This window comes from Gardnerella sp. DNF01180P, assembly GCF_049244205.1.
Classification (GTDB): Bacteria; Actinomycetota; Actinomycetes; order Actinomycetales; family Bifidobacteriaceae; genus Bifidobacterium; species Bifidobacterium swidsinskii.
The window spans coordinates 561,167-584,279 of sequence record NZ_CP058386.1; the positions used below are offsets into that span (position 1 = coordinate 561,167).

The 23,113-nt window shown below is 42.4% G+C and carries 18 protein-coding genes and 1 tRNA gene; 15 read left to right on the top strand and 4 right to left on the bottom strand.

The window, feature by feature from the left end; genetic code table 11:
* Window positions 1–39: 39 nt before the first annotated feature.
* From HXT40_RS02090 to HXT40_RS02105, 4 genes are all read left to right on the top strand, one after another.
* Entirely contained in the window at window positions 40–828 is a 789-nt protein-coding gene (locus HXT40_RS02090) for an amino acid ABC transporter ATP-binding protein (protein WP_116773689.1), read from the top strand.
* Window positions 829–923: 95 nt separating this feature from the next.
* Window positions 924–2,831 (top strand): glutamine--fructose-6-phosphate transaminase (isomerizing), encoded by a 1,908-nt coding sequence (glmS, locus tag HXT40_RS02095; RefSeq protein ID WP_421777300.1) that lies wholly within the window; start codon window positions 924–926, stop codon window positions 2,829–2,831.
* 46 nt (window positions 2,832–2,877) lie between these two features.
* On the top strand, window positions 2,878–4,308 hold the full coding sequence (locus tag HXT40_RS02100; RefSeq protein WP_076003173.1) for an ABC transporter substrate-binding protein: 1,431 nt from the start codon (window positions 2,878–2,880) through the stop codon (window positions 4,306–4,308).
* A 182-nt stretch (window positions 4,309–4,490) separates the two neighbouring features.
* On the top strand, window positions 4,491–5,258 hold the full coding sequence (locus HXT40_RS02105) for a type III pantothenate kinase (protein WP_119504488.1): 768 nt from the start codon (window positions 4,491–4,493) through the stop codon (window positions 5,256–5,258).
* 264 nt (window positions 5,259–5,522) lie between these two features.
* On the opposite strand, the gene pdxT is transcribed toward HXT40_RS02105, so the two are convergent.
* Together pdxT and pdxS are read right to left on the bottom strand one after the other, a co-directional pair.
* Complete coding sequence (gene pdxT, locus HXT40_RS02110) at window positions 5,523–6,122, bottom strand: pyridoxal 5'-phosphate synthase glutaminase subunit PdxT (RefSeq protein ID WP_421777301.1); 600 nt, start codon at window positions 6,120–6,122, stop codon at window positions 5,523–5,525.
* Window positions 6,119–6,952, bottom strand: a complete 834-nt coding sequence (gene pdxS / locus HXT40_RS02115) for a pyridoxal 5'-phosphate synthase lyase subunit PdxS (protein ID WP_050397242.1) — start codon at window positions 6,950–6,952, stop codon at window positions 6,119–6,121. Before pdxS ends, pdxT begins: the two co-directional genes overlap by 4 nt.
* A gap of 532 nt (window positions 6,953–7,484) precedes the next feature.
* Here pdxS and HXT40_RS02120 point away from each other — a divergent pair.
* From HXT40_RS02120 to dnaG, 9 genes are all read left to right on the top strand, one after another.
* Window positions 7,485–9,176, top strand: coding sequence for an ABC transporter substrate-binding protein (locus HXT40_RS02120; RefSeq protein ID WP_421777302.1), 1,692 nt, complete (start codon window positions 7,485–7,487; stop codon window positions 9,174–9,176).
* A gap of 219 nt (window positions 9,177–9,395) precedes the next feature.
* The gene (locus tag HXT40_RS02125; RefSeq protein ID WP_248893454.1) at window positions 9,396–10,361 is read left to right on the top strand and encodes an ABC transporter permease; all 966 of its coding nucleotides are present in this window, start codon (window positions 9,396–9,398) and stop codon (window positions 10,359–10,361) included.
* Window positions 10,362–10,403: 42 nt separating this feature from the next.
* Entirely contained in the window at window positions 10,404–11,288 is an 885-nt protein-coding gene (locus HXT40_RS02130; RefSeq protein ID WP_248893452.1) for an ABC transporter permease, read from the top strand.
* Window positions 11,285–12,952 (top strand): ABC transporter ATP-binding protein, encoded by a 1,668-nt coding sequence (locus tag HXT40_RS02135; RefSeq protein ID WP_415691701.1) that lies wholly within the window; start codon window positions 11,285–11,287, stop codon window positions 12,950–12,952. The genes HXT40_RS02130 and HXT40_RS02135 overlap by 4 nt, the downstream gene beginning before the upstream one ends.
* A gap of 117 nt (window positions 12,953–13,069) precedes the next feature.
* Entirely contained in the window at window positions 13,070–13,564 is a 495-nt protein-coding gene (locus HXT40_RS02140; RefSeq protein ID WP_004106032.1) for an S-ribosylhomocysteine lyase, read from the top strand.
* Between the two features lie 54 nt (window positions 13,565–13,618).
* Window positions 13,619–14,158 (top strand): N-acetyltransferase, encoded by a 540-nt coding sequence (locus HXT40_RS02145; RefSeq protein ID WP_248893448.1) that lies wholly within the window; start codon window positions 13,619–13,621, stop codon window positions 14,156–14,158.
* A gap of 85 nt (window positions 14,159–14,243) precedes the next feature.
* On the top strand, window positions 14,244–15,623 hold the full coding sequence (gene alr / locus HXT40_RS02150) for an alanine racemase (RefSeq protein WP_410310339.1): 1,380 nt from the start codon (window positions 14,244–14,246) through the stop codon (window positions 15,621–15,623).
* 62 nt (window positions 15,624–15,685) lie between these two features.
* Complete coding sequence (locus HXT40_RS02155) at window positions 15,686–16,969, top strand: deoxyguanosinetriphosphate triphosphohydrolase (RefSeq protein ID WP_076002958.1); 1,284 nt, start codon at window positions 15,686–15,688, stop codon at window positions 16,967–16,969.
* Window positions 16,963–19,119: a DNA primase gene (dnaG, locus tag HXT40_RS02160; protein WP_421777303.1), complete on the top strand. Its 2,157-nt coding sequence runs from the start codon at window positions 16,963–16,965 to the stop codon at window positions 19,117–19,119. The genes HXT40_RS02155 and dnaG overlap by 7 nt, the downstream gene beginning before the upstream one ends.
* A gap of 100 nt (window positions 19,120–19,219) precedes the next feature.
* On the opposite strand, the gene HXT40_RS02165 is transcribed toward dnaG, so the two are convergent.
* On the bottom strand, window positions 19,220–20,971 hold the full coding sequence (locus HXT40_RS02165) for an acetolactate synthase large subunit (protein ID WP_082915474.1): 1,752 nt from the start codon (window positions 20,969–20,971) through the stop codon (window positions 19,220–19,222).
* 255 nt (window positions 20,972–21,226) lie between these two features.
* Between HXT40_RS02165 and HXT40_RS02170 the strand changes: the two genes are divergently transcribed.
* Together HXT40_RS02170 and HXT40_RS02175 are read left to right on the top strand one after the other, a co-directional pair.
* On the top strand, window positions 21,227–22,420 hold the full coding sequence (locus tag HXT40_RS02170; RefSeq protein ID WP_064621705.1) for an SLC13 family permease: 1,194 nt from the start codon (window positions 21,227–21,229) through the stop codon (window positions 22,418–22,420).
* Window positions 22,421–22,499: 79 nt separating this feature from the next.
* Window positions 22,500–22,572, top strand: a tRNA-Arg gene (locus HXT40_RS02175).
* Between the two features lie 127 nt (window positions 22,573–22,699).
* Here the strand turns inward: HXT40_RS02175 and HXT40_RS02180 are convergent.
* A complete protein-coding gene (locus tag HXT40_RS02180; protein WP_004106002.1) occupies window positions 22,700–23,104 on the bottom strand; it encodes a Fur family transcriptional regulator in 405 nt (134 codons plus the stop codon).
* Between the last annotated feature and the right edge of the window lie 9 nt (window positions 23,105–23,113).

The following is a 23,113-nucleotide window of genomic DNA, read 5'->3' on the forward strand; positions in this document are numbered from 1 at the left end:
TTAAATTTTGCATGAAACAAACAAATTGGATGTGAATAAATGGTAGAAGCAAAATCTAATCTTCCTGCGGTTGCTATTAGCGATGTGCAAAAATCTTTCGGTCAATTGCATGTACTTAACGGTATTAATATGACAGTGAACCCAGGTAGTGTAACAGTTATTTTGGGTCCGTCCGGTTCAGGAAAATCGACATTATTGCGTTTAATTAATCAACTAGAAACTTTGACTGCAGGAAGTATAAGTATTTATGGCGAGCGCATCGGTGTAAAGCAAGTAATGCATAAAGGTGAGAGATGTCTGCAGGCTCTTAACGACAAAGAAATTGCTCAACAGCGTGCGAAGCTTGGCATGGTATTCCAGCGTTTTAATTTATTCCCTCATATGACGGCTTTAGAAAACGTTATGGAAGCTCCTATTCATGTTATGCATATGGAAGCTCAAGAAGCGCGCGATTTAGCTATTGAAGAACTAAAGCGAGTTGGCATGGATGAGCGTATGAACCATTATCCTGCAGAACTTTCAGGCGGTCAGCAGCAGCGCGTTGCAATTGCTCGCGCTCTTGCTATGAAACCGGAAATTATGCTATTTGACGAGCCAACATCTGCGCTAGATCCAGAGCTTGTAGGTGAAGTGTTAACCGTTATGCGAAATCTTGCTAAAGATGGCATGACTATGATTGTAGTAACTCACGAAATTGGTTTTGCGCGTGAGGTTGCAGATCAGGTTGTGTTTATGGATGGCGGTGTCATAGTTGAGCAGGGTAGTGCAGATATTATTACTAGTCCGCAAACTGATCGTTTTAAAGATTTCCTAAATCACGTATTGTAATTTACGTAAGAAACACATCTTATTTATGTAGTTTTGCGTAGTTTTTGTGTGCTTCTCTGGCGTGCACTCGCTCGCATAACGTACAATAGAAGATTATGTGTGGCATTGTAGGATACGCAGGTTTTGGAAAAGTTTGTGCAAAACCTTTAGAAGTTTGTTTAGGTGGGTTAGAGCGTCTAGAATATCGCGGATATGACTCTTCGGGCGTAGCTTTAGTTGCTCCTGGAATGAAATGTGCGACTGTGCGAAAGAAAGCTGGTCGTTTATCTGTTCTTCGCAATGATATTGATGCAAATCCTATGCCTGAGGCGAGTGCAGCTATTGGTCATACTCGTTGGGCTACTAATGGTGCTCCTTGTGACACTAATGCGCATCCTCATACTAGTGCAGATGGCAAAATCGCGCTTATTCATAACGGCATTATTGAAAATGCTGTTGTATTAAAAGAGCAGCTTCACGAAGAAGGATACGAATTTTCTTCTCAAACAGATACTGAAGTTGCTGCAAAATTACTTGGTAAAATTGCGAATGATATTGTAGATGAAACTGGCAAGCCGGATTTATTTACAGCTCTTCGTCATACTGCAAAAATGTTAAAAGGAGCTTTCACGTTACTTGCTGTTGACGTTCGTCAGCCTGGTATTGTGGCTGCTGTTCGTCACGATTCGCCTTTGGTCGTAGGTCTTGGAGACGGTGAATATTTCCTTGGCTCTGACGTTGCAGCTTTTGTTGCTTATACGGATCGAGTCTTGGAAGTTGGTCAAGATCAAGCTGTGTGCATTGGAGATGTAGATGGCAGCGGCAAAGCATCTTTGCTTCTAACTGATTTTGACAATAATATTGTTGAAAATCCTACTTGTTTTACAGTTGACTGGGATGCGTCTGCTGTAGAAAAAGGCGGTTGGGATTCCTTTATGGATAAGGAAATTCATGAGGATCCGCATGCTGTCGCTGACACTTTGCGCGGGCGTTTTGACGCTCAGGGAAATATTGTTCTTGACGAAGTTCATATTAGCCAAGACGTGTTGCGCGCAATTGACAAAATTATTGTTGTTGCTTGCGGAACTGCAAGTTATGCCGGATTGGTTGCAAAATATGCTATTGAGCATTGGGTTCGTGTGCCTGTAGAAGTTGAATTAGCGCACGAGTTTCGCTACCGTGACCCTATTTTGACGCATCGAACATTGGTGGTTGCAATATCGCAGTCTGGCGAAACAATGGACACTCTTATGGCTTTGCGTCACGCGCGCGAGCAGGGAAGTAGGGTTCTTGCAATTTGCAATACGCAAGGTTCTAGCATTCCGCGCGAATCTGATGCAGTTCTTTACACGCATGCAGGTCCCGAAATAGCAGTTGCATCTACTAAAGCTTTTGTTGCGCAAATAGTTGCAGCTTATATGCTTGGTCTGTTTTTGGCGCAAGTAAAAGGCACTATGTATCGCGACGAAATTCAGCAAATCGTTGCGCAATTAAAAGAGATGCCGGATAAAATTCAGCATGTACTTGATACACAATCTGAATCAATTATGAAAGCTGCTGAGCATACTCTGGAAGCTAAATCTTTCCTTTTCTTAGGTCGACATGTTGGCTATCCTGTTGCACTAGAAGGTGCGTTGAAGCTTAAGGAAATTGCGTATACCTTTACTGAAGGTTTTGCTGCAGGTGAGCTTAAGCACGGTCCTATTGCGCTTGTAGATGAAGGTGAGCCGGTAGTTGTGATTGTGCCATCTTCTCGCGGTCGTGATGTGCTTCATGCGAAAGTTATTTCTGGAATTGAAGAAGTTAAAGCGCGCGGAGCTTTCACTATAGCTGTTGCCGAAGAGGGTGATCCGGATGCTTCTCGCTATGCCGATATTGTGTTCTGGCGTCCTAAATGTGCGACTTTGCTAAGTCCTCTTGTAGATGTAGTTGCATTGCAATTATTTGCAATGGATATGGCAAAGTTAAAAGGTTATGATGTTGATAAGCCTCGTAATCTTGCAAAGTCTGTAACTGTTGAGTAATCGCATAACAACGTTGAGTAACATAAAGTAACGGATGGCAAATCTTATGTCTGCATTTGCAAGAATTTTGCAACAACGCAATCATTTTTCGCGCTTGCTTCTGTCGATGCTTTGTGTTTTTTCTTTGCTATTTTCTTGCGGATGCGGAACTAAAGATTCTAGAACTCAAATTAGTGTTTGGTCTTGGGAACCAAGCATGAAGCGACTTGCTGAAGAATTTGAACTACATAATCCGGATGTTCATGTAACTGTAAAAGATACTAGCGGATATAGCAATCTTAATAGCGCTATTCAAGATGGCTATGGTATGCCAGATATTGTTCAATTAGAATATTTTGCTCTTCCGCAATATGCTGTAAGTGGACAGCTTTTAGATATTACTGATCGTGTGAAAAATACTCGCACTTTCTATACTCCTGGAACATGGTCTTCTGTGCAACTTGGTGGACGTGTTTACGGTTTGCCAATGGATTCTGGCCCAATGGCTTGGTTTTATAATGATGACGTGTTTAAGCAGGCTGGTGTAGATGCCACAAAAATACACACTTGGGAAGATTACCGTCATGCTGCTCGTAAGCTTAAAGATATCGGTGTGTATATTGCAGCAGACTCAGGTGACGCAAGTTTCTATAACGCTATGATTTGGCTTGCAGGTGGACACCCGTTTATGACTTCTCATGATGGGAAAACAGTTACTGTTAGATTGAGTAAAGATAAGGGTACTGAAGAGTTCACAAAGTTCTGGCAATCAATGATTGATGAAGGCTTGATTGACATTAGAACTACAACTTGGAGTCAACGCTGGAAGAACGGTGTTGGAGCTGGAAAAATTGCTTCTGTTTTCTCAGGAGCCTGGATGCCGTCTTTGCTTCTGGAAAATGTGCCTGGAACTGCAGGATTGTGGAAGGTGACGAATGTGCCAACTATGCACGGAGAAAAGCGTAATGCAGAAATGGGCGGTTCTTCGTTATCTGTGCTTAAATCGAGTCGTAAGCCTGAAGCAGCAATGCGATTTGTGAATTTTGTATGCCATGATATGCATGGAATTCGTACTCGTGTCAATGGTGGAGCGTTTCCTGCAGATGTTGTTACGCTTAGAGATAAGTCATTTTTAGATAGAGCTACTATTCGTGATTCACGAGGCATTGATATACCTTATTTTGGCGGTCAGAAGTTTAATCGTGTATTTGCAGATGCCGCTAATCGCGTGGATACGGGATACAGGTATTTACCTTTTGAAGTGTACTCGCGAAGTGATTTTAGAGCAACTATGGGTCGAGCATATGACTGGAGTGTTAAATCTTTAGCTAGATTAAACGTGCAAGCCATGATTGATGCTGGTGTTACTCAAGATGATGGAAGTAAATTGTGGCTTCCAGATGATCCTGGTAAACGTATTTCTTTAAAAGATGGTCTTTTATTGTGGGAAAAAGATCTTCAAGAATATGGTTACAATCAAGGATTTGTAGTTAGATAATTTCGTAACTTATTACAATTAAGTGATTTCATAAAAGCAGCTTAATTTTGTATAAATGTAAGATTATTAGCAAAAGTAGTATAAATACAATAGGATAGTATACATACACATACAATACGTGCGCACGTGATTGCAGATTAACTTAATTAATCCGTAAATGCCAATATAGGAAGTAGGCACACATGTTATTAGCAGTAGACATTGGTAATACGAATATTGTGCTGGGTTTTTTGGAAAATAACCGAATTGTTGGCACTTATCGTATGACAACAAAGTCTAATCATACATCAGACGAGTATGGCATTATGATTGCGCAATTTTTGCATTTAAGCGGATTTACAATAAACGATGTTGAAGATGTTATCGTTGCTTCTGTTGTGCCGAAAGTTATGCATTCATTCCGCGCTAGTATTATCAAATTTCTTCATATTGATCCTATGATTGTAGGCCCTGGTGTTAAAACCGGTATGAATATTCGTATTGATGAGCCAAGAACTCTTGGCGCGGATTGTTTAGCTGATTGCGTTGGTGCGTTTAGTGAGTATGGAGGATCTGTACTAGTTATTGATTTTGGTACGGCAACAACTTACAACTATATAGATAAAAGTGGTGCTATTACTTGCGGACTTATTTGCACAGGTATTCGTACTGCAGCTGCGGCACTTTGGGATAACACGGCTCAGCTTCCAGAAGTGGAAATAGCTAGACCGCAGTCTGTTCTTGCAAAATCTACTAAACTCGCAATGCAAGCTGGATTATATTACAGCTTCTTGGGTGGAATTGAGCGCACAATAGAACAGTTTAAGACGGAGATTGGTGAGCCGTTTAAGGTAATTGCTACTGGCGGATTGGGTAGATTGTTTGAAAAAGACGTGAAAACGATTGACTTTTACGATCCTGACTTGATTTTCAAAGGTATGGCTTCGATTTATCAACGAAACTTGCGCTAATAGAAATATCGTTTATTTGTTGTTTTTTGCTCCAAACGTGGGTAATTTTGCTCGTGTTTGGAGGGTTTGGGTTGTGTTGTGCTCCAAATGTGAGGGAGGTCTGCCTTCGTCGATAAATATGAAGGCAGGATAGTTTTCGTTCTGTGTCAATGTTCAGAATAAAAAACCTCCGCAAATATTGCTACTTGCGAAGGTTTGTATGTAACTTATTTAAGATTTACGCTTTAACTGGTGCTTTACTTACGTTTTTATTTGCAAATTCGATTATAAATCCAGGAAAAGCTGGTGGATTCGCGTATCGTTGTCAAGCTCCGGGTGGAAGGATGTGCCGATTTGCTTTCCTTGGCACGCGGCGACAACATGACCATCTACAGTTGCAAGAGCTTTGGCATTAGAGCCTACTTCTGCAATGTAAGGCGCGCGAATAAACGTCATCGGCACATTGCCTAGCTCACCAAACTCAGCCTCGCAATGGAAGCTTCCGAGCTGACGTCCGTAAGCATTGCGTTTAACTGTTACGTCTAAAGTGCCAAAACCGTTTACTTCGTCACCTTCCACGTTCTTCGCAAGCAAAATCAAACCTGCGCAAGTGCCAAGAACAGGTATTCCTCCTGCAATGCGCTCACGCAAAGGTTCGAGCATATTTTGTTCACGAAGAAGCTTAGCTTGCACAGTGCTTTCGCCGCCCGGAAGTACTAAGCGGTCAAAAGACTGCTCCAAGTCGTGCGCTTGACGAAGTTCAATAACGTGTGCGCCTAATTTTTCAAGCATTAAACGATGTTCAAGAAAAGCACCTTGAACAGCTAAAACTGCTACAGTATGAGCGGAGTTATCAGTATTGGTAGGTGAGTTTGACAAAATCACTCGCCTCGCTCAGCCATTAAAAGCTTGATTTCCTGCTCGTTAATGCCAACCATAGCTTCGCCCAAGTTTTCGGAAAGCTTAGCAATCATCTTGGCATCCTTGTAATTAGTTACAGCTTTAACGATTGCTGCAGCACGCTTTGCTGGGTCTCCAGACTTAAAGATACCGGAGCCAACGAATACGCCTTCGGCACCAAGCTGCATCATTAAAGCAGCGTCGGCTGGGGTAGCAACGCCGCCGGCTGCGAAGTTAACAACAGGAAGCTTTCCGTTTTGTGCAACATACTTTACGAGTTCGAAAGGCACGCGCAAATTCTTAGCTTCCTCAAAAAGCTCATCCTCGCGCATGCTTGTAAGCTTACGAATAGCAGAATTCATCATGCGCATGTGACGCACAGCCTGAATCACGTCGCCAGTTCCTGGCTCGCCCTTAGTGCGAATCATGGAAGCACCTTCGTTGATTCGTCGCAAAGCTTCACCCAAATCTTTTGCGCCGCAAACAAAAGGCACGGCAAAATCGCGCTTATTAATGTGGTATACGTCGTCAGCTGGGGAAAGCACTTCGCTTTCGTCAATGTAGTCAATTTCAATAGCTTCAAGCACTTGTGCTTCAACAAAATGACCAATACGGCATTTTGCCATAACAGGAATAGACACAGCTTCCTGAATGCCGTGAATCATTGCTGGATCGCTCATACGAGAAACGCCGCCGGCTGCGCGAATATCAGCAGGAATACGTTCCAAAGCCATAACTGCGCACGCGCCAGAATCCTCAGCAATTCGCGCCTGCTCTGGGGTGGTGACATCCATAATCACGCCGCCTTTAAGCATTTGTGCCAGTTGACGGTTCAATGCTGTACGGTCTTCGCCGCTTTTGTTTTGCGGATCCGAGGATTCGTTCACAGTTACCGTAGTATTCAAGTTCTCAGCCATCATTCCTCGCTTTAGCTTTAACATATGAGCTTTAACATATGAGATACGTGTATGCATCTTAATATTTCGTGAATTTGCGCGCTTCTACGCTGTAATCTTATGTCGATTATTGCGTACGTTTGCAAGTTTACGTTCTGTTGGAATTTAACCACATTCGTAGGATATATCTCATATGTATTGGCATAAAAATATTACAAAAATATACAAAATATGATTTGATTTTTTGGACGCGCCATAGGTGAGACTGGCTTGTCAATCGACTACGATTAGTAATGCAGTCGACTTGTATTTGGGTTTATGTGGTATGCAAATAGTTATGTTTGCAAATGTGCATTTCCAATAAAGCGGCGAGCTATAAGACAAAAATAAATAAAGAATAAATAATAACAAAATAAATAATGTTTATATGCCATTAAGAAAGGTTTATGGTATGTCTAACAGCAAACCTGAGGAAAGCGTGCACGAAGAAAACGGCGCGACTGAAAAATTCTCCGGTAAAACTAACGATGAAGCTAACAAAAGCACTTCTTTCGCTGCGAGCACTGACTCTTCGCTGAATGAAGCTGAAAAATATGCTTATTCAGGCTCGAAACGCAAAATGGGCAAGATATGGCTATTTGGCTTAGCTATTGTTTTGGTAGTAGTGTTTAGTGCAATTTTTGCAACTCTTACTACATCTAATAAACCAAATAAATCAAATTCAGTATCGGAAATTTCGAACAAAACTGTATCTATAGGTCTAAAGCTAGCTCCTACGAATCTTGATATCCGTAATCAATCAGGTTCATCGCTTGACCAGTTGCTTATTGGCAATGTGTATGAAGGCTTAGTTGCTCGCGATGCTACTAATCAGGTAGTTCCTTCGTTAGCTCAAAGCTGGGAAGTAAGTAAAGATGGTTTGCGTTACACATTCCACATTCGTAAGGGCGCTGTATTTTCTAATGGTGATAAACTTACTGCGCATGATGTGGAATGGTCGTTTAACGAGCTTATTGCTAAAAAATATCGCGGCTCTAACATGGTTGGAAAAGTTGAGTCTGCTAAAGCAAAAGATGATTACACGTTTGAAATCACTCTTAAAGAGCCAAATGCTAAGCTTTTGTGGGCACTTTGCAGTCGTTCAGGTTTAGTTTTTGATAAAAACGCAAAGTATGATGCAAAAACTCAAGCAGTCGGTTCTGGACCGTATCTAATTGACAAATTTGTGCCAAATGATCGTGTTGTTTTAAAAGCAAATCCGCGTTATAAAGGTATTCATCGTGCGCAAACTAATAAGATAGTAGTTCGCTATTTTGTTGACGATAACGCAGCAGTTGACGCACTTTCTTCCGGTTCTGTGCAAGCATTAGCTCCTATTTCTGGTCAACTTGCTAAGCCTTTTAAAGATGATTCCAAGCGTTACGATGTCAGTGCAGGTAATGGCACAGATAAATTTGTTCTAGCTATGAATATGAAAGGCGAACGTACTAAAGATAAGCGCGTGCGCAAAGCTATTCGTTACGCGATTGATCACAAGCAAATTATTGCATCTCGTGGCGGCACGGATTTAGCTCTTGGTGGTCCAATTCCTTCTCTTGACCCTGGTTATGAGGATTTAACTAAGCTGTATCCACATGATTTGCATCGCGCTAAGGCGTTAATGAAGGAAGTTGGATTTGACGAATCGCATCCTATGGATTTGACGCTTACTTATCCGAATATTTACGGCACGCAAATTGGCGATCAGCTGCGCTCGCAATTGAAGCCTATTGGAATCAATTTGAAAGTTAATATTGTCGAGTTTACTACTTGGCTTCAGGATGTTTATAAGAATAAGCAGTATGATTTGTCGATGGTTGATCACAATGAGAGTCACGATTTTGGGCAGTGGGCGGATCCTACGTATTACTACGGTTATGACAATAAGCAAGTCCAGGATTTGTATGCTAAAGCTATGCTTTGTGCGGATCCTAAAGAGTCAGATAAATTGCTTGCTCAAGCTGCGCGAATTATTAGCGAGGATGCTCCTGCTGATTGGCTGTTTAACTATCGCGTTGTAACTGCGAAAGTGAAGAATCTTGAAGGAATGTCTTTTGATATGAATCAAGAGATTTTGCCGCTATACAACCTGCGACTTAGTTGATTTTTATTTGCTAGTCGCCATCTAGTTTCTAATGTAGAAATGAAACTGCGCGCGTGTCCGAAAACCACTAATCAGAGACACTCGCGCAGTATGTAATCTGCGTGAGTGTCCCAAAATGGGCAAAATAAGACACTCGCGCAGCGCGCAAACTGCACTAGTGTCCGAATTTGTGTATTTGTGGTGTGTTTCGACTAGAAGAACATAGAAAGTAGGCATTTTATGTTTCGTATGATTTGCTACAGAGTATTGCTGTTTCTTCTTGCTTTACTTGGCATTTCTGTAGTTATTTTCATATCGTTACGTGTACTTCCGGGCGATGTTGCGCAAGTTATGGCCGGCTTAAACGCTCCTAGCGGAAAAGTAGAGGAGCTTAGAGCAGAACTTGGTATTAATAAGCCACTTTTTACGCAGTATGTTGACTGGATTTGTGGTGTTTTCCGCGGTGACTTTGGCGTGTCTATGTTGACTGGTCGTTCTGTAAGTTCAACTATTGCGATGCGTGCTTCTATTACTTTTCCGCTGATTCTTTTGGGTCTGTTTATTGCTTTAGTAGTTGGTATTTCACTTGGTTGTTTGCAAATTACTCATGAAGGCAAACTTTCACAGGCAATTATGCGCTTTTTGGCTATTACAGCAGGCTCTGTTCCAGCATTATGGGGTTGCATGCTACTTATTTTGCTATTAGGACGCGGTATTGGTGTGTTCAGTTTGTTGCCAACTCAAGGTGTCCCTACAGATGGCTGGAGTGAATTTCCTGAAGCTTTTGCGTCTCTTCTTATTCCGGCTCTTACAGTCGGACTTATTGTTGGCTCTAGTTTTATGCGTTACACTGCTGCAACTGTTGAAAATATTGTTAAAAGTGAAGTAGCTTCTCAAGCTATGGCTTGCGGAATGACTCGCAAACAAGTTGTGTGGCGTGTTGGTTTGCGGCTTGCTCTTCCTCAACTTGTATCTGTTATTGGTTTAACTTTCGCTCATATGGTTATGGGTGTGATGGTTATTGAAAACCTGTTTTCCTTACCTGGTATTGGTACGGGTATGGTTCGAGATGTTGGTTTGCGCGATCTAATTGCAGTGCAAGGTGAGCTTTTTATGCTTGCTGCGCTGTTCTTACTAATCGGCTTTGTAGTTGACATTACGCACCGACTACTTGATCCTAGGTTATCTAAAGATAGTTTGAATTAATTTCCTATTGTTGAATCTAACATGCGAATAAGGTGAGTTTTTATGTGCAATATGTCTAAAAAAAGTATCAAAGTAAAATCTACTTTATGTAAGCGCATATGGAATGCTACTTTCGGTAAATTTGTGTGTTTAACGTTTGCAATATGGTTTTTTGTTGCGTTGCTTTCGCTTTTATGGACTCCGTACTCACTTTTAGAAACTAATGGTTTTAAAGTATGGCAGAAGCCGTCTTTTTCGCATTGGCTTGGCACGGACGGCACTGGTTCAGATATGCTTAGTTGGCTTATGGCAGGTTCAAGAATTGAGCTGATTCTCGTTTTTTCTACTGTTCTAGTTGCTGCTTGTGTTGGGTTTATTGTTTTGAGCTTTATGATTTCTAGTTCACAAATGGTTCGCACAATAAGCATTATGTCTGTTGACGCATTGATTTCTGTTCCAACTGTTTTAATTGCGCTTATGCTTGCAGTTCCGTTTGGAGCTAGTGTTGTTGTGATTGTTATTGCTTGTGGAACTGGCTATGGCTTGAATTTAGCACGTATTGTACGACCTAGTGCGCAGCTTGCGTTGCAATCTGATTATGTGACTTCAGCTGTTTTGCAAGGTGCTTCGCGTAAATATGTTCTTATTCATCATGTTTTACCCAATATTATTCCTGTTGCTTTTGTTGAGCTTTCTCTTTCTGCAGGAACTGTTATTTTGGCTGAAAGTGGCTTAACATACTTGGGTATTGGTGTTCCTTCTGGAGTTCCTAGCTGGGGGCGCGTGTTGGCTACTTCTGTTTCGTTAATTCACGTAAATCCTTTATCGGTTGTCTGGCCGGGTTTGATTGTGACTGTGGTTGTTGTTGCTCTTAATCTTTTTGGTGACGTATTGCGCAAAGTTTTAGATCCTTCATCAAAAAGTACGGATAAAGTAGGGGAAAAATGAGCTTAAATATTCAAAATCTTACGCTAAAACTTGGCGGAAAAGTAATTCTTGACAACGTATCAATTGAGATTTCTGACGGTGAGCGTGTTGGCTTAGTTGGTTCCTCTGGCTCTGGTAAATCTATGCTAATTCGAGCTATAACTGGATTATTGCCGTCAAATGCTGAAATTTCAGGCTCTTGTATGCTTGGCAATCTTCAAACGGTGAAAGCAAAAGATGAAAATTTAGCTTCTATTCGCGGAAAATACGTTGGTGTAGTATTTCAGCAAGCTAATAGAGCACTTAATCCAATGCTAAGCGTTGAAAAACAAATTTCTTTGCCTTTGCGAATACATTACAATCTAGATGATGACGATATTCACAATCGAGTATGCATGATGCTTGAAAAAGTGGGGTTGTCGAAAAATCTCGCATCTAAACGCACGTTTGAGCTTTCTGGAGGTCAACAGCAGCGAGTTGGTATTGCTACAGCTTTGATTACCTCTCCGCGTTTGATTTTGGCTGATGAGCCTACTACTGCGCTTGACTCGGTTACACAAAGTGAAGTTGTGCGAATGCTTGCTTCACTTGTAGATGATATGGGCGCTTCAATGCTTTTTGTAACGCACGATTTTTCTGTGCTTTCGCATGCTGCTAATCGTTGCTATGTGCTTGATTCTGGGCGTGTGGTCGATAGTGAAAATATTAAGAATTTGCTTGATAATCCGCGTATTTCTTCGACTAAACAATTAGTGAGTGCTGCTAAAAAGTTGACTTTTAGAGCGCAAAATTTAGGTTCTAAAAATTTAGATTCTGTAAAAGTGGGTTCTGCAAATGTTGATTCTGAAAACGCTGATTTTAAGAAATTTAATTCCCGTATTGGCAATAGTGAAGAAAATTCGCTTATAAATGCAAAAAATATTCACGTTACTTTAGGTCGCGCAAAAACTCGTGCTGAAGTTTTAAGCGGTGTAGATTTGCATCTTAATATTGGCGAATCTTTGGCGATTATTGGCGGATCTGGTTCTGGCAAAACAACTCTTATACGCGCTATGTTGGGGCTTGAAACTCTTTGCGAAGGTAACGTTACTTATTGCGGTGAAATCGTAAATAACGTCAATTTATTAGAAGTAAATAAAAATGCTTGTACACTTATGAGACGCGAATCGTCGCTTGTATTTCAGCATCCGTTTGCTGCATTGGATCCTAGGTGGACAGTTCAAAAAAGTGTTGCTGAGCCTCTTAGAATATGGCGAAAATCGCTTAAATTAGACGATGCAACTATTGAGCAGCGTGTTTGCGAAATGTTGAAATTAGTAGGCTTAAAACCTGAAGATTTTTTGGAACGTCACCCTCACGAGCTTTCTGGCGGTCAAGCGCAATGTGTTTGTATTGCTCGCGCCTTAATTAATAATCCTCGAGTTTTGCTTGCTGACGAGCCTATGAGTGCAATTGACGTTGCTGAAAGAACTCGCATTTTAGACGCTTTTGCGTCCATTCGCTCCGAGCGTAAAAGCATGTCATGCATATTTGTAAGTCATGATTTGGGTATGATCCGGCATTTAGCAACGCGAGTTATTGTTCTTAATGAAGGAAAAGTTGTGGAATGTGGCAGTGTAAATGATGTGCTCAATAATCCACAAAATGACTACACTCGTGCTCTTGTAAACGCAGCAATCATGTAAATAAATCTTTCAACTAATAAATCTTTCAACTAATTAGGCGACTACCGTCTACTATAGAAGTACTCAGTACGTTAAAGAGTACGTTGTTTATTGTGTAGTTAAGTGAAGGGAATGCTTATGAATAAGCAGGATGCGTCTAGACCTAGACCAGAAAGTTTTGAACTAGATCATACTAAAGTAAAAGCACCTTATGTGCGCTATATCAATACGCAAAAAGGTCCTAATGGGGATGTTATTTCCAACTATGATATTCGTTTAACGCAGCCTAATGAGGAAGCGATTCCTACTGCAGCTTTGCACACAATTGAGCATATGATTGCAGTGTTACTTCGCGAGCGTATTGATGGCTATATTGATTGCTCGCCTTTTGGTTGCAGAACTGGTTTTCATCTGCTAACTTGGGGCGAACACAGCACAGAAGATGTGGCGCGCGCTTTAAAGGAATCTCTTGAGTTTATTGCGTTTAAGGCGACTTGGGATGATGTTCCTGCAACAACTATTGAATCTTGTGGCAACTATAGAGACCACAGTTTATTTGGTGCTAGTCAATGGTGTAAAGATATTCTAGCGAAGGGAATTAGTTCGGATCCTTTTGAGCGCAAACTTGTGTAAGTAATAATTAGCTAATTTTGCGTAGTTTTATTTGCTTTCTTTTTAGAGGTTGACATGGAAGATATAACATTGAGAAAAGCAACTCTTGGTGACTTGCGAGATATTGAGCATATTTATGAAAATGCTCGCAAATTTATGCGTGTTACAGGCAATCCTCATCAGTGGGGGAATAGTTTTCCACTTGTTTCAAGTGTTATTGAGGATATTCGTTTAAAACGTTTCTATTTGATTGTTGACGAGGATCCAGAATCGCATAACGAGCGTATTCTAGCGCAATTCGCATTATGCGAAGGTGTTGATGAAGTGTATGCCAGTATTGACGGTGCGTGGCTTGATGATATTTCTCCTTATGTAACAATTCACCGCTTAGCGTCTTCAGGAATAAAACCAAAAATGGCAACAGCGTGCTTGCATTGGGTGCAAGAAAACTATAATAATGTACGCATTGACACGCATCCAGATAACGTAATTATGCAAAAAATAATTACGCGTGCAGGGTTTAGTCGTTGTGGATTGGTCGTTATTCCAGATCGTGCACACAGTGCAGTACGTATTGCATACCAATGGGTGCAAACACTTAATCATGTCATATGAAATGCGCATGTGTTCTTAAAAGCTTATGGAGAGTATACAAAAGAGCATGTAGCATTAAAAGCATACTAAATCAGTTAGGTGAGTTATGAGTACAGATTTAAGTAATGCGGCAAGTAATAGTGCAAGTAATGCGGCAATGTTAGAAGCAAACTATGCTCGCGCGTTAAGTGCATACCCTGGGCAGGTAATCGTCGATTTGAAGGCACTTCGAGACAATATGCGCACTTTGGTTGCGCGCGTTTCGCAAGATTTGCAGCATGGTCAGAATGCGCCGGAAGTTATGGGAGTCGTAAAAGCAGACGGATACGGTCACGGGCTTATTCCTAGTGCACTAGCAGCATTAGCTGGAGGCGCTACTTGGCTTGGCACAGCTCAACCATACGAAGCGTTACGTTTGCGCGCAGCAGGTATTGATTCCAGCTGTTGCCATATTCTCACTTGGCTTACTAGTGCTCCAACTACGAGATTTGCAGATCTGATTACAGCAGATATTGATATTTCAGTAGGCTCTGTTGACTCTCTTGATGCTGTAGCTGTTGCTGCACGTAATTTAGCAAAGCCTGCTCGCGTGCACGTAAAAGTCGATACTGGTTTTGGACGAAACGGTTTTACGCCAGAAGGTTTTAGTGCCGCTTTAGCAAAGTTAAAGCAGTATGCGAGCGAAGGTGTAATTGAGGTTATTGGTCAATGGAGTCACTTAGCTGTGGCAGATTCGCCGGACGTTCCAGAATTTGTAGATGCAACCGACCGGCAAATCCAACAATTCCACGAGTTTACAAATCGCATGAGTGAAGCTGGTTTAGCACCTAAAATCCGCCATTTAGCGAATACTGCTGCAACGCTTAATCGTCCAGAAATTCGTTTTGAGCTTGTTCGTCCAGGAATTGGTTTGTACGGATACGAGCCGGATCCTGCAATGGGGGATTCGCAAACTTATGGATTGCAACCAGCTATGACGCTTCAAGCGCAACTTGGCACTGTAAAAGCTGTAGAAGAAGGGCATGGAATTTCTTACGGGCGTACGTATTTAACTCCAAATAATACGAGTACTGCTATTGTGCCGCTTGGTTACGCTGACGGAATTTTGCGTTCTGCCTCTGGATTTGATATGCAAGGTGCTCGTCATATTGATAAGCCGGGCGGACCGGTTAGAGTAGAAACCAATAAAGGTGCGCGAATTTTGAACGTTTCTGGGCGAGTTTGTATGGATCAGTTCATAGTTGATTTAAAAGGAGATGCTTCAGAGTTAGGCGTTCGAGAAGGCGATACTGTAACGCTTTTTGGACCTGGAAGAGGCGTGAAATTTGCTGAGCCTACTGCAGACGATTGGGCAGAAGCTGCAGGAACAATCAGCTACGAAATCATGACTGGAATTGGGCCTCGCGTGCCGCGGCTTTACCGCAACGCTTACGAAGTGCTATCTTCTAGCGATATTGCAAAACTGGACGCAAAAAGTCTTATATAGCTTGTTACTGCTTGTTTTAGAAGGTTAATAATAGCCTTAATTGCAAATAAAAGAGGTGCTGTATGTGCAACGAAGTAATTGCATCGGATAATGAGATCGTTGGCGAATACGATTTGCATGATACTGAGCGCTGGGCGAGTGAGCCTCATCACACTCGTGTGAGAACGCCTTTTGAACGAGATCGCGCGCGAATCATACACTCGTCTGCGCTTCGTCGATTGGGTGCAAAAAGCCAGGTTTTAGTTGCAGGTTCGGATGATTTTGCTCGCACTCGATTGACGCATACTTTGGAAGTTGCGCAAATTGGTAGGCAAATTGCAGCAATGCTTGGATGTGATCCAGATGTTGTTGATTGCGCTTGCTTATCGCACGACTTAGGGCACCCACCATTTGGTCATAACGGGGAACGCGCACTCGCAGAATTAGCGAAAAATATTGGTGGATTTGAAGGAAACGCACAAACTCTTCGCTTACTTACGCGCTTGGAACCGAAAGTTTTTCGTGAAAACGGCAGTAGTGCAGGAGTAAATCTTACACGCGCAGCATTAGATGCTGCAGTGAAGTATCCGTGGGGATTAGAAGAAGCAAAAGCGCACGATAAAGGCGAGCGTGATTTGAAATTCTGCGTGTATCCGGATGATCGAGATGTGTTTGAATGGCTGAAAATTGGTGCTCCATGCGAAGCAAAACCAATGGAATGTCAAATAATGGATCTTTCAGACGACATTGCTTACAGTGTGCATGATATTGAGGATGCGATTGTAACCGGCGCTTTTAATCCGGCTTTAGTTGCAGATTCAAAAGTTGTAGATGAAGTTATTGAAGAAACCCACGCATGGTATGGTGAGCGTTGGGATGTAGATAAACTTTTGGATGCTTTGAAACGTTTGCGCTCGCTTCACATGTTTCCTAATTCTTTCGACGGTTCTCGTCGAGCGCTAGCGCAGTTGAAAAATATTACTAGTGCTCTTATTGGTCGTTTTGCAAGCTCTGTTGAGCACGCTACGCGTGAGCGTTATGGCAACGGTCCGCTTGTTCGCTACCGAGCAAACCTTGTGATTCCGGAAAATACTTCCTACGAAATTGTGATGCTGAAAAGCTTAGCTGTGCACTTTATAATCGCCCCTCGAGAGCGTGAAGTTTATAAGCGCGAACAGAAAATTTTGACAGATTTAGTAGAAGTATTTATGAGCAAGTCGCCGCGCTCGCACGATGCAATGGAGGAAGTATTCGTGGGAGATTGGAACGAGTGCACTAACGATGATGAGCGTCTTCGTGTTGCAATCGACCAAGTAGCAAGTCTTACAGACGGTTCTGCTACAACTCTTCACGCGGCTTTGTGCTAACGAATCCACTAGGAGTTTCCAGCACTGGCGAAGAAATTTACCACTCGACGCAGATTTGCGATAAGCTAGATAGCATGGTTGGAATGATTGTGAAAGAAGACATTGAGCGCGTGCGCGCTGCGGCAGATTTGTATGACATTGTGTCTGCAACAGTGACGCTTAAGCCTTCCGGAACTGGCACTTTTGTAGGTCTTTGCCCATTCCACGATGAAAAAACGCCAAGTTTTAGTGTGCGACCAAGCTTGGGAGTATGGCACTGTTTCGGTTGCGGCGCTGGCGGCGATGTATTTAAGTACGTTGAGCAAAAAGAGAATATTGATTTTCGTGAAGCGGTCGAGTTTTTAGCAGATCGTTATCACATTGAGATGCATTATAAGCAGGAGCAAAATAATGATTCTCAAGCGCGCGGTTCTAAACGAGCCAGGCTTTTAGAAGCAAATGAAGAAGCGCAAAAGTTTTTCGTTTCAAATCTCGGCACTAAAGAGGCAGCTCCTGCGCGCGAATTACTTGCAGGGCGAAACTTTACTCCGCAACAAAGTGCGCGTTTTTCTTGTGGTTACGCGCCTAAAGGCTGGGATAATTTAGTTAGATATTTGGCAAATAAAGGTTTTACGCGTCAAGAACTTCTTGATGCTGGTCTCGCTAGACTCGGTCAGCGCGGAATATATGACTATTTCCGCGGTCGCTTAACTTGGCCTATTCGCGACTCGACTGGTCGAACTCTTGGCTTTGGTGCAAGAAAGCTTTATGACGACGACTCCATTAGCGCAAAATATATTAACACTCCCGATACTGCACTGTATCGAAAAACGCAAGTTTTGTACGGAATTGACTTAGCTAAAGCAAATATTGTAAAAAAGCGTCAAGTTGTAATTGTCGAAGGCTACACGGACGTTATGGCATGCCATTTAGCTGGTATTGATACTGCAGTTGCAACTTGCGGAACTGCGTTTGGCGTTGAGCATGCAAAAATTGTGCGCCGCCTTATTGCAGACGATTCTTTGGGTGCAATTCAGCTTGTTGGTCCGCTGAAGGTAGATGGACAGTCTGTAAGTTCGCGCATCGTTTTTACTTTCGACGGTGATGCTGCAGGTCAAAAGGCTGCGCTACACGCTTTTGGTTTGGATTCTGCGTTTTTGACGCAAACTTTTGTTGCTGTAGCAGACAATAATCTCGATCCTTGCGATTTGCGTATTCAGCGCGGTGACGACGCTGTGCGTTCGCTTGTTGCACATGCAAGTCCGCTATACGATTTCGTTATTGACACAGTAATTAATCGTTTTGAGACTTCGTACACTACTGGTCAAATGGGCGCTATAAAGGCTGTCGCTCCTCTTATTGCGCAAATTCGAGACCGTTCGCTGCTTGACTTGTATATGCGCAAAGCCGTGCGCTCAATTGGCGTTGATTTAGCTGTTATGCGCAATGAAGTTGAGTCTGCGCGTAGACGTTTGAAAGTGCGTGACGACGATGCTTATGCGCAAAAGCATAACGTTATTCCGCCTTTTGGTCAGCAAATTCATGACGATCGTAATGCAGGTTTTAAAGCTTCTCGCATGGGAATTATTAAAAGTTCTGCTAAAAATCAGCATTATTATCGTGTGGATGATGCTGTATTTATGTGCGAACAACAATTTATGGCGTTACTTTTGCAAGTTCCGCTTGCTTTTGATGAAAAATTATTTGCGCAATTGACTTTGAATAATTTTATTACACCAGTATTTCGTACGCTGTTTCAGGCATTTGTAGCTGCAGGTGGATTGCCAGTTGGCAATGTTTCGCAAGGATTGTGGCTGCACATGATGACAAAAGCTGCAGGTCCTTTGCTTGAATCCGTTATTACAGAACTTTCTGTAATGCCGTTGCCGCTTCCTTCTCCTGCGGATACATTGGAAGATACCGGCAATCGACAGAATCAGCAAGTTTCGAACGGATCTCCTTCAGATTTTTTGCGGAAAGCTACGAGTGCAGAAAGTAAGTATGCAAACGAGCTGCTTATTCGCCTTCTTGATATCGGTTATATGCGTAGAATCGGTGCTGCTAGAGTGCGTATGGCGAAACTCAAGGATGGTCAGGAAAAGCTTGAGCTTCTAGGAAAAATTACTTCAATGGAAGCTGCTCGCAAAAACTTACAATCGCAAATCATGTAGCCTTTCATGCAATCTTTTGTACAAAACTGTACTAACAAACAAAAGACCACGTAATCTAGTGTGATTACGTAGCCTTTTGTCTGCAAAAATTTATTGAAACTCAGTTACTAAAGTCAATATCGCCGAGCTTTTCAATAAGCTTCATATTCTCGCTGTAATCGACTGGGCAAGAAATCACATCGACACCGTTTTCCTGATCCAGCGCTTCACGCAACATGTTGTACAAATCCTCCGGCTTTTTAACAGCATGACCGCGCGCGCCAAAGCTTTCAGCCAGTTTTGGCACATCCGGATTATGGAAATCAACGTATTCGTGCTCGCCTGCATGAAGCTCCATCTTCCACTTAATTAAGCCATAAGCGTTATCTTCCCAAACAAGAACTACCATTCGGCTGCCAACGCGCACTGCAGTTTCAATTTCCTGCACGTTCATCATAAAGCTTCCGTCGCCCATCACAGCCAAAACCGGTTTCGCGTTCATTTTGCCGGAATTATCTCGAATAAACGAAGCTCCAACAGCGCCCGGAAGTGTCCAAGCCATAGTAGAAAGGCTGTTGTCGATTATGCAAGTATTCGGGTGCATAGTTGGGTACAAGCGAGCCATCCACATTTTCAAAGCGCCCGTATCTACAAGCACCTTCGTTCCTTCAGGAACAGCGCGGCGAATATCGTAAACTACGCGCTGAGGTTTCATTGGCATACTTTCGTCGTTTTCGCAAGAATGTAATTCTTCCGTAAGAAGTTGTCGAATACGAGGGTGACTTACGTCGAAAGTAATTTTGCGATCCTTTAATACCGAAGTAAGAGTTTTAAGCGTTTGGCCAATATTCGCCATAATGTTCAGCGCAGTAGGGTAGTGCGCGTCGGTATCTTCCACAAAAGTATTGATGTGAATAATAGTTTTATCAATATTCGGGTTGATTTTCTTAGGATCAAATTGTTGAATTGAAAAACCTACGGCAATAATCAAATCAGCCGTGTCAAAAGCGAAGTTTTCGTAGTCGCGATGCATAAATCCAACGACTCCAAGCGCATTCGGATGATTATCTGGGAAAACGCCTTTTCCTTCAAAAGTAGTTGCGACCGGCACGTTAAGCTGCTCGGCAAACGCAAGAAGCTGATTTTCTGCGTGAGATCGCGCAACACCATTTCCAGCTAAAATAATAGGCTGCTTTGCTTTACTAATAATTTGAGCAGCTTCTTCAATAGTGTCGGGCGCTGGCATAATATGCAGAGGATGAGGAAGTGGAAGAGGTTTTGCGTCGTCAGGTGCTGGCATTTCGCTAATATCTTCCGGAATAACAAGGCACGTGGCTCCCGGACGGTTGCGACCGGCAATAGAGAAAGCTTTTCTGACCATTTCCGGCGCAGATTCTGGAGCAAGCATCATAGAAGACCATTGCGTGATCGGTTGGAAGAGCGCAACCAAATCAATAATTTGGTGAGATTCCTTATAAAGCCTAGAAACATTACCTTGTGCGCAAATCGCTACAAGCGGTGTAGTGCTTGCGTTTGCTTGAGCTACAGGAAGCGTTAAATTCAATGCGCCAGGACCTAGAGTTGCCAAGCATACGCCCGGTTTTCCAGTAATATGAGCGTATGTTGCTGCCATAAAACCGGCACCCTGCTCGTGGCGAGTAAGCACAAAACGAATGCGTCCATCGCGCTCAATTGCTTCAAGAAGCGGAATATTTTCCTCACCTGGAATACCGAATACTGCTTCAACGCCTTCGTTTACCAAGCATTCAACAACTAAATCTGCAGTATTGCGCTTGTGGTTTTCACGAAGATGCTTTTGACGAGCAAGTTTTTGTTCAAGCTTCTGATCTTCTGTTTTGTTTATTTCTGCCATAATTCGCTTCTTGTGTAGACAACAAATTCTTTGTTTTAATATGATATACGCAATCTTGTCTTTAAACGCAATTTTTGCGATGCGCGTGTCATAAAAAAGGGCGGAATTTTGTGTTAGCTACTTTAGGCTAAATCACGCTATTAATAGTTGCTAATTTATTGTTATTGCAACGATTTTGTCGGGAATTTAACCTGATTGTAGGACTGGGTTTCTAGTACAATAGAACCATTGTGTCTATTGCGTTACGGAGGAATGATGAAGCGCTGGCTGTTGAATCTGGTCAAGTGTGAAACCATTCTTATTGTTGCCGCAATTTTAGCGGTTATTTCTTGTTTTTTTGTACCTCCAGATCCGCAATATTTGAGTTATATTCATGTCAACACTATTTCGCAATTAGTGTGTCTTATGATGGTTGTGTGCGGATTCCAGCGCATTGGTGTGTTTCGATCTATTGGTGCGCGTTTGCTAAGGCATGTGCGCACTGAGCGCGGCTTGGTGCTCGTGCTTATGTCGTTAACATTCTTTTCAGCAATGTGGATTACGAACGACGTTGCTTTGGTTACTTTTGTGCCTTTTGCACTATCTGTGCTCGTAATGGCGAATGCTGAAAAGCAGTCAATTCTTGTAATTACGCTTATGACCATTGGTGCCAATGTTGGAAGTATGCTCACTCCTATTGGCAATGCTCACAATCTGTATTTAAAGGCGTTGACTCATATGTCTACGCAAGATTTTTTGAAGATTATGGCTCCTTATACGATTACAGCAGCACTGTTGATGATCGTATTTGCATTCGTATTCTTTAAGTCGCGCACAGTTGACCAGTTTGCAGGTTTGCATGGTGACGATATTGAACAAAGCGTGTTGGCTCCTTCGCATGGTCATCCGCAGCCTGATGAAATTCGTGTTATGGGTTACGGCATGAATTTTACTCGCTGGCGTGTTGCTGTTTATAGTTTGCTGTTTGTCGTTTGCTTGTGTGGTGTTAGTGGATGGATTCCTGACTGGATTATGGTGCTTATTATGGTTGCAGCTTTTCTTGTTTGCGACCGCCACGTATTCCGTGTTTTAGATTGGGCTTTGCCACTCACGTTTATTATGTTCTTTGTTTTTATTGGCAATATGCGCCGAGTTTCTGGATTTAGCGATCTTGCGCAAATGTGGGTTGGTGCGCATCCGATGGAAGTTTCTATTGCTTCAAGCCAATTTATTAGTAATGTACCAACGACAATTCTGCTTTCTGGATTCTGTGATCAGTGGAAGCTTCTTATTATTGGCACGAATCTTGGTGGAATGGGTACTTTGATTGCTTCTATGGCTTCGCTTATTTCTTATAAGGGAATTACGCACCAGTATTCGCATTACCGTGGGCGTTATTTGCTCACGTATACTATTGTCAATGTGTTCTTTCTTGCAGTGTTGATGTCACTTGCGTGGATTATTGAATAACAATTTTTATATAAACGTTTGATATTTATAATTTTATGGCGCGTTGATAACAGTTTTTTGGTATAATAACCATTTGTTTGCCTCTGTAGCTCAAAGGATAGAGCAACGGCCTTCTAATCCGTTGGTTGCGCGTTCGAGTCGCGTCGGGGGCACGATGAAATCTTGAAATAGCATAGTGCATTTCAAGATTTTTCAGAGTGCCTAGCTTGCTTATGGTTGAAAGCACTGTGTGCTTTCAACGCAAGCGAGGTCTGTACGCGTCTTAAAGACGCGTACAGGTTACTTATCTTCTTCGCGGCAGCTTTCGCATAAGCCAAATACTTCTAGCGTATGATCCACCACAGTGTACCCGTGAGATTCAGCTACTTTATGAATCCATCCTTCGTCGTCAGGCGGCTCAATGTCGACGGTTTTTCCGCAACGTTCGCACACTAAATGATGGTGATGAGTATTTTCATCGCAAATACGGAATAATTGCTGTCCATTAAAGCGCACGGTATCTACTTCGCCGCTTTGAGTTAAAGAATTAAGTTGACGATACACTGTTGCTAAGCCAATAATCTCCCCGTCTTTGGCGAGTATTCGGTGCAAATCTTGTGCAGAAACAAAATTACGAGACTCGCGTAAGTAGGAGAGTACTATTTCTTTTTGTTTTGTATGTCTACGCATAGGCTCACTAGACATTTCGCATCC